Below are 14,224 nucleotides of genomic sequence, written 5' to 3'. Positions count from 1 at the left end.
TTAGGGTGCCCGGTCAGGCGGCGCAACACCGTATGAGGCTTTCGGTGGATGGCTAACATCGCCGAAGCGTGGGAGTACCGCAGCGCGGACGACTGGGCGCACTACCGCACCTGGTGCGACACCGCCGTCGGCGTCCTGCCCGCCTTTGACGCCCATTTCCACGACCGCCCCTTTGACTACAGCGGCTGGGAAGGCGTCAACGACGAACTGCGTTGAACACCGCCCCACCGATGCCATTAGTGAGGCTTTCAGTGGATGGCTATAAACCATAAACAGCCCATTAAAAAACCGCCCCGGAGGGCGGTTTTTTTCGTGGATGCCGGATTATTTGATCAGGCTGGCGAAGTAGGTCAGGGTGCGAATGAGCTGGTTGGTGTAGCTCATTTCGTTGTCATACCAGGCGACGGTTTTGACCAGTTGTTTGTCGCCGACGGTCATGACGCGGGTTTGGGTGGCGTCAAACAGCGAGCCTTCGCTCAGGCCGATGATGTCGGAGGAGACCAGCTCTTCTTCGGTGTAGCCGAAGGATTCGTTGGCAGCGGCTTTCATCGCGGCGTTGACTTCTTCGGCGGTCACTTTTTTCTCAAGGATGGTGACCAGTTCGGTCAAAGAGCCGGTGACAACCGGTACGCGCTGGGCGGCGCCGTCGAGTTTGCCGTTCAGTTCGGGGATAACGAGACCGATGGCTTTGGCTGCGCCGGTGCTGTTCGGCACGATGTTGGCGGCAGCAGCGCGGGCGCGGCGTTTGTCGCCTTTGCGGTGCGGAGCATCGAGCGTCATTTGGTCGCCGGTGTAGGCGTGGATGGTGGTCATCAGGCCTTGAACGACGCCGAATTTGTCTTGCAGGACTTTCGCCATCGGGGCGAGGCAGTTGGTGGTGCAGGAGGCGCCGGAGATGACGGTTTCGCTGCCGTCCAGGATTTTGTGGTTGACGTTGTAAACGATGGTTTTGATGTCGTTGCCGCCCGGTGCGGAGATAACGACTTTTTTCGCGCCAGCCTTGATGTGTTTTTCGGCTTTTTCTTTGCTGGTGAAGAAGCCGGTGCATTCGAGAACGACGTCAACGCCCAGTTGTCCCCACGGCAACTCTTCCGGGTTGGCATTGGAGAGGACTTTGATTTCTTTGCCGTTTACGACGAGGTTATCGCCTTTCAGTTCGGCGGTGCCGTGGAAGCGGCCTTGTGCGGTGTCGTATTTGAAGAGGTGCAGCAGCATATCCGCCGGGGTGAGGTCGTTGACGGCAACGACTTCAACGCCTTTGGCCTTGTCCATTTGACGCAGGGCAAGGCGGCCGATGCGACCGAATCCGTTAATGGCTACTTTGATGCTCATAGGTTCACTCCTGGAGTTGTGGGTTGAAAAGCGGCGCGATTATAGCACGGCGGCGGGAGATGCGCCCGTTTCGTTACTTTATCGGGGTTGGGTTATTTGCCGCATCCGCAACGGTTGCGGCGGTTTCGCCGTTGTCAAAAACGAGCGTTTTTTCCGGCCAGCGCAGGGCGGCGAGGCGGTAGGCGGAATGTTCGGGTGCGGTGTCGCTCGCGCGGTCACGCCAGCGGGCGCCAACGGCGTAGTCGCAGCAGAAGACGTTATGGTGCGCGCCATGCCAATGATTGGGCGGGAAGGGAAAGAGCGGGTTGGTTTCGTCCCTCCAGCGGCGCCAGTAATGGCCGATGATGACGGCGGTATCGTCGCGGTAGTCGTTCCACCAGGCGGCGCGTTTGACGAAGCGCCAGCGTCCGCCCGCGTAAAACGGCGCGGCGGCGAGGGTTTCTGCGCCGCAGGTGAGAACGCGCACCGGGTTGCCACGGCTGTAGTAAATGTCGCGTGCGGCGGTGGCAGGACGGAAGGCGGGCGGGCGCGCCGGGTCGTCGGGGGCGTCCGCGTGGCGTGTTTCTTCCTGCCAGGCGGCGTACCACGGCTGCGCTGGGGCGTGGTCGTCCAGCACGCTTTCCCATAGGCGGTGTTGGGCGATGAGGTCATCCGTGGCCGCCGCTTGCAGGCGGGCGACGGCGTCGCTGTCCCAGGCGGCGTGGACGATGCGCAGGTCGTCGCGTTGCAAGATGAGCGGTTGGCTGTTGAGGAAGGCGACGAGCGCCGCTTTGCGCGCGGCGGGGTAGTGCTGCCACGGCGCATAGGTGGCGGCATCGCGTGCGGCGCGGGCGTCAAAGTACCAGCCGGAGCCGTCTTTGGCGTCGTCCAGCAGCAGGTTGATTTCGTGGTTGCCGAGGATGCTCTGCACGTTGCCGCAGGCGTGTGCGTGCTGGTACCAGTCGAGCACGGCGGGCGTATCCGGGCCGCGGTCCACGAGGTCACCGAGGAGGATGAGGTGACGGTCTTGCGGATGCGCGCCGTTTTCGTCGTAGCCGAGGTGGTGCAGCAGCGCTTGCAGCGCATCGTACTGGCCGTGAATGTCGCCGATGATGTCAAGCGCGCCCGCGGGGAGAGTTTGGATGAGGGGCATGGTGGCAGGCGGGTTGTGGGGATGTGAAAAAGGCGGGTTACCCCGCCTTGTTTTTAGCCTTGCAGCCCTTGCGCCAGTGCGGCGCAAATGTCGTCCGCGTCTTCGAGGCCGACGGAGAGGCGGATGGCGCCGTCGCCGAGGCCGATGCGCGCTTTTTCTTCGCTGTCCACGCGGGCGTGGGTGGTGGTGTCGGGGTGGGTGATGATGGTGCGGGCGTCGCCGAGGTTGCCGGTGTTGGACAGCCAGTCGCAGTGGTCGATGAGGTGCCAGGCTGCGTCTTTGCCGCCTTTGAGGTCAAAGCTGACCATGCCGCCGAAGCCGCCGTGCATTTGTTTGGCGGCGAGGGCGTGCTGCGGGTGGTTTTCGAGGCCGGGGTAGTACACGCGGGCGACGGCGGGCTGTGCTTCGAGCCAGCGCGCGACGTGCAGCGCGTTTTTGCTGTGTTCGCGCACGCGCAGGGCGAGGGTCTCCAGGCTTTTCAGGTAGAGCCACGCTTCAAAGGCGCCGAGGCCGGTGCCGATGCCGCGCATCAGTTGGTAGAGCGCGGTGCCGTCTGCTTCGTTTTTGCTGATGATGACGCCGCCGAGCGCGCGGCCCTGGCCGTCGATGTATTTGGTGGCGGAATGCACGCTGTAGTCCGCGCCGAGCTCAAGCGGGCGTTGCAGTACCGGGGTGGCGAAGCAGTTGTCCACCGCCAGTTTGGCGCCGCCTTTGTGGGCAATGTCGGCAATGGCGGCGATGTCGCCGATGGCGAGCAGCGGGTTGGACGGGCTTTCGAGGAACAGGAGGCGGGTGTTGGGCCGCATCGCCGCGCGCCAGCCGTCGAGGTCGGTGAGGTTTACCAGGGTGGTTTCGATGCCGAGTTTGGCGAGGGTTTTAGTGAAGAGGTTGAGAATGGAGCCGAAGCAGTTGCGCGAGCAGACGACGTGGTCGCCCGCTTCCAGCGAGGCAAGCGCAAGCGTCAGGACGGCGCTCATGCCGGTGGAGGTGGCGGTGCCGCGCGCGCCGCCTTCGAGGTCGGCCATGCGTTCTTCAAAGGCCTGCACGGTGGGGTTGCCGAAGCGGCTGTACTGGAAGGCCTGTTCGCGTTCGGCAAAGATGTCGGCGGCCTGGGCGGCGCTTTCAAAGGTGAAGGAGGAGGTGAGGTGCAGCGCGGGCGAGTGTTCGCGGTACTGGCTGCGGTAGTGGCTGCCGCGGATGGCGCGGGTGGCGAAGGCTTTTTTGTGGCTCATGGTAGGCTCCGTGAAGGTTGGGGAATGGGGTGAAGGGGCTTGTAAACGGCGTTTAGTGCCAGAAATCTGTTGTGGCGGCGAGGATGTCCGCAGTCGGCGTGATGGTTGCCTGCACGATGTTTTGTCCGGTTTTTTTCAGGTAGTGCTGCACCAGGTGGTAGCCGCAGGCGTAGCCCGCCGCGTAGGGCAGTCCGACCGGTTCTTGTCCCTGTAAGGCGGCGATTTCGTCGCCGTAGAGGTAGGGCATCATTTTTTGCATCCCGGTCAGGGCGAGTTTTTCGTGGAATACGGGTTTGAGGGTTTGCAGCTGGGTGGTATTGGTCGCTGTAACCCAGGCGCCGAGGTATTCCGCGCCAAAGAGGTGTTCGGTAAGGCTTTCTGCCAGTCCTTCGCTGATAATCCAGTCGGCAAGGTTGGTTTTTTCCGGCTGCCATTTGATGTGCTGGAAGCGCACGTTGTGGCTGCTTTCGTGGGCGATGGCGGCGGGCAGGCGCGACAGGGTGTAGGGGTTGGGTATGAGCGACAGCATGATGTAGCCGGGGATGCCGCCGTCGCCGCTGTAGCCGTTGCCCAGTTGTAAGACGCGGCTTTCCGTTTTGCCGATGAGGATGGTGAAGCGGTAGTGGGTAATTTCCAGGGTGATGCCCGCCCGGGTAAACAGGGAAAGGCTGCGCGCGAGGGTCTCTTCGCATTGTTGCCATAGGGTGTCGTCGCTGATGGCGACAATGGCGTCGCGGTCTGCGTCGCCGAGTTCTTGTGGCATACGGTGTACCCAGCCGAGCAGCATCATGGCGTCGAAGCCGTGGGGTTGTTTGGCTTCAAAGGGGATTTGTTGTTGCCAGAATTTTTGTTTGAAGGGGTGCAGGAGGTGTTCGCGGAAGTAGGCGTCTCTTGCGGCGTTCGGCAGGGTGAGTAGTGTCTGGTAGATTTTGTCGGAACGGACGGGTTCGATGTTCATTTGCAGGGCGGTGGTTATCGGCGTGTGCGCCAAGACGGGGTTATTTGACAGCGAGGTTTGTCAGCACCCCTGCCGCTCCTCCACAGGAGGGGCGGAAATTTTTAACGGGAGCTTGCGCTCCCGTTGTCTGGTTATTGGGTGGATTCGAGGCCGTTCAGGGTGGGTTCTTCGACGCCGCCAGTGGTCTGTGCCGGGACGGCGTGCAGCACGCCGGTGTTTTCGTCCACAACCGGGCGGGCGGCAGCGTTGGTGTTATTGGCCGTGCGTGCGGGCTTTTTTTCGCCGCTCAGGCTGTTTTCGATCCATTCGCGCGCTTTGGGCGAGAGTTGTTCGTAGCCCCAGGTTGCCATGCTTTCAAAGTACGGCGCAAGCTGCGATTCTTTCCACATCGGCAGTTTGTCCGGGGTGCCGACCATGAATTTGAGGGCGAAGACGACCAGTGCGCCGATGAGTATGCCGCGCACGGTGCCGAGGATGAGGCCGAGCAGGCGGTCGAGGAAGCCGAGGCCGGTCGCTTTCAGCACTTGCGAGATGAGCAGGTTGACCACGCCGATGAGGAAGAGTACGCCGATGAAGATGCCGCCGAAGGCCGCGACGTAGGCGATGTATTTGTCTGGCAGGAATTTGCTGACGTAGGTTTCGGCAACAGGCTGGGCGAACATCCAGGCGGCGTAGAGGGCGACGCCCCAGGCGATGAGCGAGAGGATTTCTTTGAGGAAGCCGCGCATCAGGCCGACCAGTGCCGAGATGACGAGCGCGCCGCCGAGGGCGATGTCAATCCAGTTGAGGGTTTCGAGGTTCATGTGTGGGTATTCTCCGTGTGGGTTTAGGGGTTAGCGGGTGACCTGGCGGGCGTTGATGCCCATTTTGCCGAGGATGTCGATGTAGGGGTTGACGTCCGCCGCCGACAGCGGACCGACGAAGACGCGGTGGACGCTTTTGCCGTTGACTTGTGCCAGTTCGGTATCCACCGGCCAGCCGCGTTTTTGCAGTTGTGCCATCAGGTTTTCGGCGTTTTCCTGGCTGCTGAAGGCGCCGGCCTGTACCCAGGAGCCGCCTTTGCGCGGTTTGGCTTTTTCGGGTGGTGCGGCGGCAGCGGGGGCGCTGTCTTCGGCGGGCGGGGCGGTGTTTTTGGCGACGGTTTTTTGGTTGGCGGCGATTTGGGCGGCTTCGCGCGCTTTGGCCTTGTCCGAACCGGGGTTGCTGAGTACGGGCTGCGGCGTGCTGTTGTCGTCGTTCAGGGATTCGAGGGCGAAGGCGGGCTGTGGTGGCGCGGTGTCGGCGGGCGGCGCGACCGGCGGCAGCGGCGCGGGGGTGATGGTCTGGCTTTCGCCGTTTACTTCGAGCGAGATGTCCTGTTGCAGCGCGGGCGGGATTTCCGGCGTGAACCAACCGTCGAAGATGACAAGGCCGAGGACGAGCGCGATGAGCAGGCCTATCAGGCGGAGCGTCCATTTGTTCATGTGTGTTTCTCCAGTACGGCGGCGACGGTCACGAAGGAGCCGAAGACGACCACGGTGTCTTCTGCGCGCGCCAGCGTGCAGGCTTGTTGGCAGGCGGTGTTAATGTCTTCGCATGATAGCAATTTTTCCGCGGCGATGCCTGCCTCGCGCGCGTGTGCGGCCAGCGTCGCCACGTCTGTTCCGCGCACGCCGGGCAGGCCGGTGAGTATCCATTGGTCGATTTCCGGGGCGAGGTGGCGGTAGATGGCGTGGTGGTCTTTGTCGCGCAGCATCCCGCACAGCGCGATGAAGCGGCCGTGGCGAGGCATATCGTGCAGCCAGGCGGCGAGGACTTCGGCGCTGTCGGCGTTGTGGGCGACGTCAAACAGCCAGCGCGGTTCGCCCGCGATTTGCATCAGCCGCGCCGGGTTTTGCGTGTGTATGACGGCATGGGCGACGCGGGCGGCATCCAGGCGCAGCCACGGGGCGAGGGCGGCGAGCGCGGCGGCAAGGTGGCCGTATTGGTGCGCGCCGGGCATCAGCGGCGGTTTGGGCAGGCGGGCGGTAAATCCGGGGACGGTTATTTGGATGCTGTCCGGCTGTGCGACGACTTGCAGCGCGTCGCCGTAGCGGTAGGTCGTCGCGCCCAGTTCGTCGGCGCGTGCTTGCAGCGCGGCGGGCGGGTGCGCGTCAGGGAAGTACACGCGCTGGCCGGGGCGGATGATGCCTGCTTTTTCGCGGGCGATGGTTTCGATGTCGTGGCCGAGCCAGTCCTGGTGGTCGAGGCCGATGCGGGTGATGATGGCGGCGTCGGCGTCGATGATGTTGGTCGCGTCCAGCCGTCCGCCGAGGCCGACTTCGAGGACGGCGACTTGTGGCTGGCGGCGGGCAATGAGGTAGAAGGCGGCGAGTGCCGACCATTCAAAGTAGCTGAGCGAGATGTCGCCGCGCGCCGCGTCCACCGCTTCAAAGGCGGCGACGAGTTCGGTTTCGCGTACCCAGACGCCGTCAAAGCGGATGCGTTCGCGGTAGTCGTTCAGGTGCGGCGAGCTGAAGCTGGCGACGCTCACGCCGTGCGCTTTGCACAGGCCTTCCACCCAGCAGACGCAGGAGCCTTTGCCGTTGGTTCCGGCGACGGTGATGATGTGGGCGGCGAGGCGGGGCGCGCCCATCGCTTGCCAGACGGCGCCGACCCGTTCCAGTCCCAAATCCCAGGCTTTGTCATGCGCGGTTTCTTGCCACGCGAGCCATTCGTGCAGGCTGCGGTTCATGGTTTTTCTGCAGGCTCCGCAGCGGTTTCGCTGCTGCCGGCGACGGCAGCGGTGTAGTCGGGGGCGGGCGCGGTTTCTTCAACGGGCGGGGTGTCTTCGTCGTCTGCGCGCGGCAGCGGCGGCGCTTTCATCAGCATTCCAAGCAGGGCGGCGAGTTCTTCGCGCATCTGGCGGCGGTCGATAATCATGTCTATCGCGCCTTTTTCTAACAGAAATTCGCTGCGCTGGAAACCTTCCGGCAGTTTTTCGCGCACGGTTTGTTCGATGACGCGGGGCCCGGCGAAGCCAATCAGCGCGCCCGGTTCGGCGATGATGAGGTCGCCGAGCATGGCGAGCGAGGCGGAGACGCCGCCCATCGTCGGGTCGGTGAGGACGGAGATGAAGGGCAGTCCGGCGTCGCCGAGGCGGGTGAGAATGGCGCTGGTTTTCGCCATTTGCATCAGCGAGGTCAGTCCTTCCTGCATCCGCGCGCCGCCGCTGGCGGAGAAGCAGACGAATGGCGTGCGCTCTGCCAGCGCGTGTTCGGCGGCGAGGACGAAGCGTTCGCCGACGACGGAGCCCATCGAGCCGCCCATGAAGTCAAATTCAAAGGCGGCGGCGGTGAGCGGGCGGCCATACAGCAGGCCGCTCATGGCGACGAGCGCGTCGTGCTCTTCGGTTTTTTTCTGCGCCTGGCTGATGCGGTCGCGGTAGCGTTTGCTGTCCTTGAATTTGAGGAAGTCGGCGGGTTGCAGGCCGACGCCGATTTCGGTGGTTTCGCAATCTTTGTCAAAGAGTTGGGTCAGCCGTTTGCGCGCGCCGATGCGCATATGGTGGCCGCATTTGGGGCAGACTTGCTGGTGGTGTTCGAGGTCTTGCGCGTAGAGGACTTCGTTGCAGCCGTCGCATTTTTTCCAGAGGCCGTCCGGGACGGAGGGTTTTTTGTTGGAGGTTTTGATGCGCGACGGCATCAGGCTGTCGAACCAGCTCATGCTTGCTCCTGGTCAAGGTGGGCGCGGATGTCGCGGATGAAGGCGGTGGCGGTATCAGTCAGCGCTTCGTTCGCGGCAAAGGCAGCGTGCAGGCGGGCGACCAGGGCGCTGCCGATGACGACGCCGTCGGCAAGGTTGGCCATTTGCCGCGCGGTGTTGCCGTCGCGGATGCCGAAGCCGATGCAAACCGGGACGTCGGTCTCGCTTTTCAGGGTGCGGATGTCGGCGGCAATCGCTTCGGCCTGTGCTTCCTGCGTGCCGGTGACGCCGCGCAAGGAGACGAAGTAGAGGAAGCCGCTGGCGTGCTGGAGGATGGTTTGGCGGCGTTCGGCGGTAGTGGTCGGCGCGACCAGCATGATGGGAGTGATGCCACTCGCTTGCAGCGCGGCGTCGTAGTCGGCGAGCGCTTCCACCGGGCAATCGACGAGAATCACCGCGTCGCCGCCCGCTGCCTTGATGTCGTCCATCGCGCGGGCAAATCCGGCGCGCTCAAAACTGTTGAGATAGCCCATCAGCACCAGCGGCGTCTCGCTGTCCTGCTCACGAAATTCGCGCACGATGGCGAGCGTCTGCGCGAAGGTGACGCCACGCGCCAGCGCCCGCTCGTTCGCCTGCTGGATGGTTTCGCCGTCGGCGGCGGGGTCGGAGAAGGGAATGCCCAGCTCCAGCACATCCGCGCCGCCTGCGACCAGCGCGTGCAATACGGCGGCGGTTTGCGCCGGGTCGGGGTCGCCCGCGCTGATGTAGGGAATGAGCGCCTTGCGCTGTTGCGCCTTCAGCGCAGCGAAGCGTGCGGGCAGGCGCGGTTGCGGGGCGGCGGGCGGCGTCTCGCGTTCTGCGGGTTTTGCCGCGAAGAGTCGTTGCAAAAATTGAATCATGATTGCCTCACAGGGTGATGCCGTCGCGGGCGGCGATGGTATTGATGTCTTTGTCGCCACGGCCGGAAATATTGACGATGATGCGTTTGCCCGCGCCCAGCTCGCGCGCCAGCTTCAGGCCGTAGGCGACAGCGTGCGCCGATTCCAGCGCGGGAATGATGCCTTCGAGATGGCAGAGGTCGTGGAAGGCGGCGAGCGCTTCATCGTCGTTGATGGCGACGTACTGCGCCCGCCCCGTTTCCTTGAGCCAGGCGTGTTCCGGGCCGACGCCAGGATAATCCAGCCCGGCAGAAACCGAATGCGTCTGCGCGATTTGCCCGTCCGCGTCGCTCATCACATAAGTGCGGTTACCGTGCAGCACGCCGACCGGGGCATTGGCGGTCAGCGGCGCGGCGTGTTCGCCCGTTTCGACGCCATGCCCGCCCGCCTCAACGCCATAGAGCGCGACCGGGTCGTCATAAAACGGATAAAAGAGGCCGATGGCATTCGAGCCGCCGCCGACACAGGCGACGACCGCATCGGGCAGCGCGCCAAACTGCGCCTGCGCCTGTGCCTTCGCCTCCTCGCCGATGACCTTCTGAAAATCGCGCACCAGCTCCGGGTAGGGGTGGGGGCCGGCGGCGGTGCCGATGATATAAAACGTGTTGTCCACATTCGCCGCCCAATCGCGCAACGCCTCGTTCAGCGCATCCTTGAGCGTGCGGCTGCCCGCCGTCACCGGGACGACCGTCGCGCCGAGCAACTTCATCCGGTACACATTCGGCGCCTGGCGCTGCACATCATCCGCGCCCATATAGACGACACATTCCAGGCCGAGGCGGGCGGCAACCGTCGCGCTCGCCACGCCGTGCTGACCCGCGCCGGTTTCCGCAATCACGCGCGGCTTGCCGAGGCGGGCCGCCAAGAGTGCCTGACCGATGGTGTTGTTAATCTTGTGCGCGCCGGTGTGGTTTAAATCCTCGCGCTTCAGCCAAATCTCCGCGCCGCCTGCCTTTTCCGACAAGCGTTTGGCGAAATACAGCGGCGACGGGCGGCCGACATAATCGGCCAGCTCCGCGCGGAACTGCGCCCAAAAAGCAGGGTCATCCTGCGCGGCACGATAAGCAGATTCCAGTTGCAGCACGGCCTGCATCAACGTTTCGGCGACAAATTGCCCGCCAAAGCGGCCAAAATAGCCACGGGCGTCAGGGAGTGATTGATTCATAAGCATTCCTTACGGCGGAAAAGAAAGCGCGTATTTTAACAGAGGACTTTTGCCCCGGCGCGCTTTCCACGCCGCTGGAAACATCGACCGCGAACGGGCGGAAACGGCGGATGGCGTCGCCGACATTGCCCGCGTGCAGGCCACCGGCGAGGATGACGGGGCGGTCGGTTGGCGGCAAGCGCGACCAGTCAAACGCCTCGCCACTGCCGCCCATCTGCGCCTTGCCAAACGCATCAAACAAAAAAGCGCTGCTGTCCGGGTAACGGGCGAGCCAGGCGGCGGCGCGGGCGGCATCGGGCAAATCGCGCATCGGCACCGCCTTGAACCAGCGGCGGCCAAACTGGCGGCAAAAATCCGCCGACTCCACGCCATGAAACTGCAACTGATCCAGCGGCAACGCGGCGAGCGTCTCGCGCACGACAGCGGCGGGCGCATCAACAAACAGCCCGACCGCACTCACCAGCGGCGGCACCAGCGCCAGCAGCCGCTCCGCCTGCGCGAGGGTGACATGGCGCGGCGAGCGCTCAAAAAAAACAAAACCGAGGGCATCGGCACCGCAATCTATCGCGGCTTTCACATCGTCAGCGCGGGTCAGCCCGCAGATTTTGATTCGGGTGTGCATCGGGTTTTTGGGGTTGGGTTAGCGGGAAATATACATACACGGAAGCGCTCAAGGTGTATGTAAATCGGTATTTCTGTGCGGGGTAGGGTGGGGCTTGCCCCACCGAAAAAACGACCGCCATTTTTCACATGGCGGGTTATTCGCTACATTCATGGTGGGGCAAGCCCCACCCTACGGGCGATAAATGAAATGGCGGGGAAATCCCCGCCGGTTTTTGGTCAGTAATATTCGCCGTGGCGGTAATCCCAGGTGTTAAAGCTGTCGGCGAGGTGCATCATGATGCGGTCAATGTCCAGCCCTTTGCGGATGACCACCGGGCAGGGTTGCACCGAGCGTTCGCCTTTTTGTTCCGGCACCAGTGCGCCGTTTTTATCGACCATCGACACCATCACCCCTTGTTCGTAGCGGGTTTCTACGGTTTTATCCGGCTGGATGGAGGCGACGTAGTCGTCCGCCTCGATGACGAGATCTACTTTGCTGGCGATGCGCTCGCCGATGCCTTCGACTTTGCCGCGGTTGCCTTTGCCGGAGGGGTTGGCCGAGGAGGCGTAGATCATTTTGCCCTCGGTGCGCCAGAGGTGTTCTGCCAGTTGTTCGCCCGGCACGCCGAATTTGATGACAAAGCAGCTGGTGCCGCGGCCGTCCATCATCAGTTCGTCGCGGCCGTCTTGCGGCAGTGCGGCTTTGGCGTCTGCGCGCCACGGCAGGATGCAGCCGAGGAGGATGTCTTCGTCCCAGTGTTTTTGGTAGAAGGCTTCGATTTCGGGGTTGAGTTGGGCGAGCGCGCGCAATTGCTCCATGCTGCCGCAGAGGACGACGCCGGGTTTGTTGCGCTTGCGTTCTTTGGCATCGAATTTGCGCTCAAGGCCGGTCTTGTCGGTCGCCATGATGATGTAGCCGACTTTGGTCGGGCAGACGATGACGCCGCCCGGCTGTTGCAGCGCGGCGAGGCCTTCGGCGGAGAGGGTTTTGTTCCAGTGGGTGTGTTGGGTCATGGGGACTCCTTTTGGGTTTGGGTTTCAGGGTGGGGAAAACGGGTTATTTGTGCTTTTTCTTGGCGGGTTTTTTCGGCGGTTCGTCGTCTATGAGAAATTTCCCGGTTTTGAAATCAATGGGTGCTTCTGTTCTACCTTCTGAAGAGGCAATTGTGGGTATGAGATAGGATAAAATTATATCCATTTCTTCACTAAGGTTTTTAGGGAAACTTACGGATGAAAATTTATCGATATTTTGCAAGATGCTTTCGTAAATAATTTTTTGGATTTGTGAATTCAGCATACTGCTGCAGTACTTGGCATTTTTCTTTCCGCATATTTCATCATCTATACCAATTGCTGATGACAAATAATATACCTCATTGCTCTTGTCGCTAATAAATGAGACGAGAAGTTCTGGGTCAAGTAGAGGCGTTTTACTATTGGCATCAAATTCAATGCGAATAATGAATTCAATGTTATTTAAGAAAAATTCTGTTTGTTTTTTATTGAGATCCCAGTCTGCGCCATGCCACGTCCCATATTTTTCAAATGCTTTTTGTATGGTCTTAATGGTTCTATCGTATAACTTCTTGTTATTCTTAGTTCGCGACAATACTTGCTTTACGTATTCATTAAATGCTTTAGGCTTGCAATAAAGTATTTTTTTTGATGGCTCGTCATACTCGACATGACCAAAGAATTTTTCACTACATATTGTCGTTTTCTCGGCCGCTTCATAAAGTGCAGCGCCTTTTCCGTCAGCGTATGCCAGCGATGATAATGCGGTGAGCGCAAGGGTAGTAGCGAGAGCCAGTTTTTTCTTCATGGCAGTTTCTCCTGTAATGATGAAAGGTTATTTGAGGAAAGCGGCGATGACGGCGACCAGCGTCATGAAGAACATCACCCATTTCAGGGTTTTGGGTTTGACCTTGACCGCGAGGCGGACGCCGTAGTGTGCGCCAATCATGTTGCCGACGGCAAGGACGAGGCCGGTCGTCCAGTCCACCTGGCCGCGCCAGACGAAGATGGCGAGCGCCACCAGGGTGAAAAAGAGGGTGCAGACGAGTTTTAAGGCGCTCGACTGGACGATGTCGTAGCGCAGGCAGCCGGCGATGGCGGTAATCAGCACGAAGCCGACGCCTGCTTGGACGAAGCCGCCGTACACGCCGCCGAGCCACAGCCAGAACCAGGCGCGCCAGCCCGCCTGTTTGACGGTAAACGGCACGGTGCCGGGCGGCGGCATCACCACCGACGGCACAAAGAGCATGATGGCCGCCATTGCCAGCATGGTGCTGAGCAGCAGCGGTTTGATGATTTGGTGCGGCGCGTAAGCGGCGATGACGGCGCCGCAGATACCGCCGATGATGGTCGGCACGATGATGCCGGTGAGGTCGTGCGTTGGCAGTTTGCCCGCGCGGAGGAAGCCGCGCACGCCGACGATGCTTTGCAGGGCGATGCCGACGCGGTTGGTGGCGTTGGCGACTTGCGCCGGGTAGCCCATCATCATCAGCACGGGCAGGATGATGTTAGAGCCGCCGCCCGCCATGACGTTGATGACGCCGCAGATGACGCCGAGGGCGGTGATGAGGAGGTAGTGATGCAGTTGTAAATCCATGAGTGTGCGGGGGGTTATGGGGGGCGGGACAGTTTACAGTCACTTGAGCGCTTGGGGTGTATGTAAACGGGTAATCAGGCCGGGTCAGTCAGCGGCTGCCAAAGTAAATCAATCCGGCGAGGAAGAGTAGCAGTATTCATTGGCCGAGGCGCAGGTAATTTTGGCGGAATGGCCGCGACAGGGCGACGGTGGCAAGGAAGAATGCGGCGCAGCCTGCGAGGTAAGTGGCAAGGAATTGCAGCACGGTTTGCGGCTGGCGGATGTAACTGGTGAAGTTAATCAGCGTCAGCGCGGTGGTGGCAAGGAGCAGGTCGAGTGTGACCCAGTGGAAGGTGCAGCGCGCCAGCGTCCACGCTTCCCGCTGTTTGCCTTGGTCGTCGTTTGCGTCGGGTTCGATGGCTTTGAGGTCGCGGTCGCCCATGATGGCGTGCACCAGCAGGGTAATGAGGAGCAGGGCATCGGCTGTGAGGAGGATGGTGTTCATGGTTGGTCGCGGGTGTTGGTGGGATGGTTTACATACACTTGAGCGCTCAGGGTGTATGTATAGTGGAATAAAACAGAAACAGCCCAAGAATTCCCCCTCCCCCGCA

Annotated in this window: 16 protein-coding genes; 1 reads left to right on the top strand and 15 read right to left on the bottom strand. The window is 61.7% G+C overall.

What is annotated here, in order from left to right; all coding sequences use genetic code 11:
* Positions 1–48: 48 nt before the first annotated feature.
* Positions 49–216: a hypothetical protein gene (locus Q0349_RS08150; protein ID WP_298080372.1), complete on the top strand. Its 168-nt coding sequence runs from the start codon at positions 49–51 to the stop codon at positions 214–216.
* Positions 217–324: 108 nt separating this feature from the next.
* Here Q0349_RS08150 and gap read toward each other — a convergent pair whose 3' ends face one another.
* The 15 genes from gap to Q0349_RS08075 all read right to left on the bottom strand — a co-directional run bounded on the left by gap (position 325) and on the right by Q0349_RS08075 (position 14,118).
* Positions 325–1,332 carry a type I glyceraldehyde-3-phosphate dehydrogenase gene (gene gap / locus Q0349_RS08145; protein ID WP_298080371.1) on the bottom strand — a complete coding sequence of 336 codons (1,008 nt, stop codon included), beginning with the start codon at positions 1,330–1,332 and terminating at the stop codon, positions 325–327.
* Positions 1,333–1,405: 73 nt separating this feature from the next.
* Positions 1,406–2,464, bottom strand: a complete 1,059-nt coding sequence (locus Q0349_RS08140) for a metallophosphoesterase (protein ID WP_298080370.1) — start codon at positions 2,462–2,464, stop codon at positions 1,406–1,408.
* Between the two features lie 53 nt (positions 2,465–2,517).
* Positions 2,518–3,696, bottom strand: a complete 1,179-nt coding sequence (locus Q0349_RS08135; protein WP_298080369.1) for an O-succinylhomoserine sulfhydrylase — start codon at positions 3,694–3,696, stop codon at positions 2,518–2,520.
* A 52-nt stretch (positions 3,697–3,748) separates the two neighbouring features.
* Positions 3,749–4,654: a DUF2268 domain-containing protein gene (locus Q0349_RS08130; RefSeq protein WP_298080368.1), complete on the bottom strand. Its 906-nt coding sequence runs from the start codon at positions 4,652–4,654 to the stop codon at positions 3,749–3,751.
* Between the two features lie 131 nt (positions 4,655–4,785).
* Positions 4,786–5,457, bottom strand: coding sequence for a CvpA family protein (locus Q0349_RS08125; protein WP_298080367.1), 672 nt, complete (start codon positions 5,455–5,457; stop codon positions 4,786–4,788).
* Between the two features lie 30 nt (positions 5,458–5,487).
* The gene (locus Q0349_RS08120) at positions 5,488–6,117 is read right to left on the bottom strand and encodes an SPOR domain-containing protein (RefSeq protein ID WP_298080366.1); all 630 of its coding nucleotides are present in this window, start codon (positions 6,115–6,117) and stop codon (positions 5,488–5,490) included.
* The gene (locus Q0349_RS08115) at positions 6,114–7,367 is read right to left on the bottom strand and encodes a folylpolyglutamate synthase/dihydrofolate synthase family protein (protein WP_298080365.1); all 1,254 of its coding nucleotides are present in this window, start codon (positions 7,365–7,367) and stop codon (positions 6,114–6,116) included. Before Q0349_RS08115 ends, Q0349_RS08120 begins: the two co-directional genes overlap by 4 nt.
* The gene (gene accD, locus Q0349_RS08110) at positions 7,364–8,338 is read right to left on the bottom strand and encodes an acetyl-CoA carboxylase, carboxyltransferase subunit beta (protein WP_298080364.1); all 975 of its coding nucleotides are present in this window, start codon (positions 8,336–8,338) and stop codon (positions 7,364–7,366) included. Before accD ends, Q0349_RS08115 begins: the two co-directional genes overlap by 4 nt.
* A complete protein-coding gene (trpA, locus tag Q0349_RS08105; protein WP_298080363.1) occupies positions 8,335–9,204 on the bottom strand; it encodes a tryptophan synthase subunit alpha in 870 nt (289 codons plus the stop codon). Before trpA ends, accD begins: the two co-directional genes overlap by 4 nt.
* Before the next feature lie 19 nt (positions 9,205–9,223).
* Positions 9,224–10,420 (bottom strand): tryptophan synthase subunit beta, encoded by a 1,197-nt coding sequence (gene trpB, locus Q0349_RS08100; RefSeq protein ID WP_298080362.1) that lies wholly within the window; start codon positions 10,418–10,420, stop codon positions 9,224–9,226.
* On the bottom strand, positions 10,401–11,042 hold the full coding sequence (locus tag Q0349_RS08095; RefSeq protein WP_298080361.1) for a phosphoribosylanthranilate isomerase: 642 nt from the start codon (positions 11,040–11,042) through the stop codon (positions 10,401–10,403). The genes trpB and Q0349_RS08095 overlap by 20 nt, the downstream gene beginning before the upstream one ends.
* 218 nt (positions 11,043–11,260) lie before the next feature.
* Positions 11,261–12,037 carry a Sua5/YciO/YrdC/YwlC family protein gene (locus Q0349_RS08090; RefSeq protein ID WP_298080360.1) on the bottom strand — a complete coding sequence of 259 codons (777 nt, stop codon included), beginning with the start codon at positions 12,035–12,037 and terminating at the stop codon, positions 11,261–11,263.
* Between the two features lie 43 nt (positions 12,038–12,080).
* Entirely contained in the window at positions 12,081–12,845 is a 765-nt protein-coding gene (locus Q0349_RS08085; protein ID WP_298080359.1) for a hypothetical protein, read from the bottom strand.
* A gap of 27 nt (positions 12,846–12,872) precedes the next feature.
* Positions 12,873–13,634, bottom strand: a complete 762-nt coding sequence (locus Q0349_RS08080; protein ID WP_298080358.1) for a sulfite exporter TauE/SafE family protein — start codon at positions 13,632–13,634, stop codon at positions 12,873–12,875.
* A gap of 136 nt (positions 13,635–13,770) precedes the next feature.
* Positions 13,771–14,118, bottom strand: a complete 348-nt coding sequence (locus tag Q0349_RS08075) for a hypothetical protein (RefSeq protein ID WP_298080357.1) — start codon at positions 14,116–14,118, stop codon at positions 13,771–13,773.
* Between the last annotated feature and the right edge of the window lie 106 nt (positions 14,119–14,224).

This window comes from uncultured Cardiobacterium sp. (assembly GCF_938028185.1).
Classification (GTDB): domain Bacteria; phylum Pseudomonadota; class Gammaproteobacteria; order Cardiobacteriales; family Cardiobacteriaceae; genus Cardiobacterium.
The sequence above is the reverse complement of the archived record's forward strand: the minus strand, read 5'-3'. Positions and strand labels throughout refer to the sequence as shown.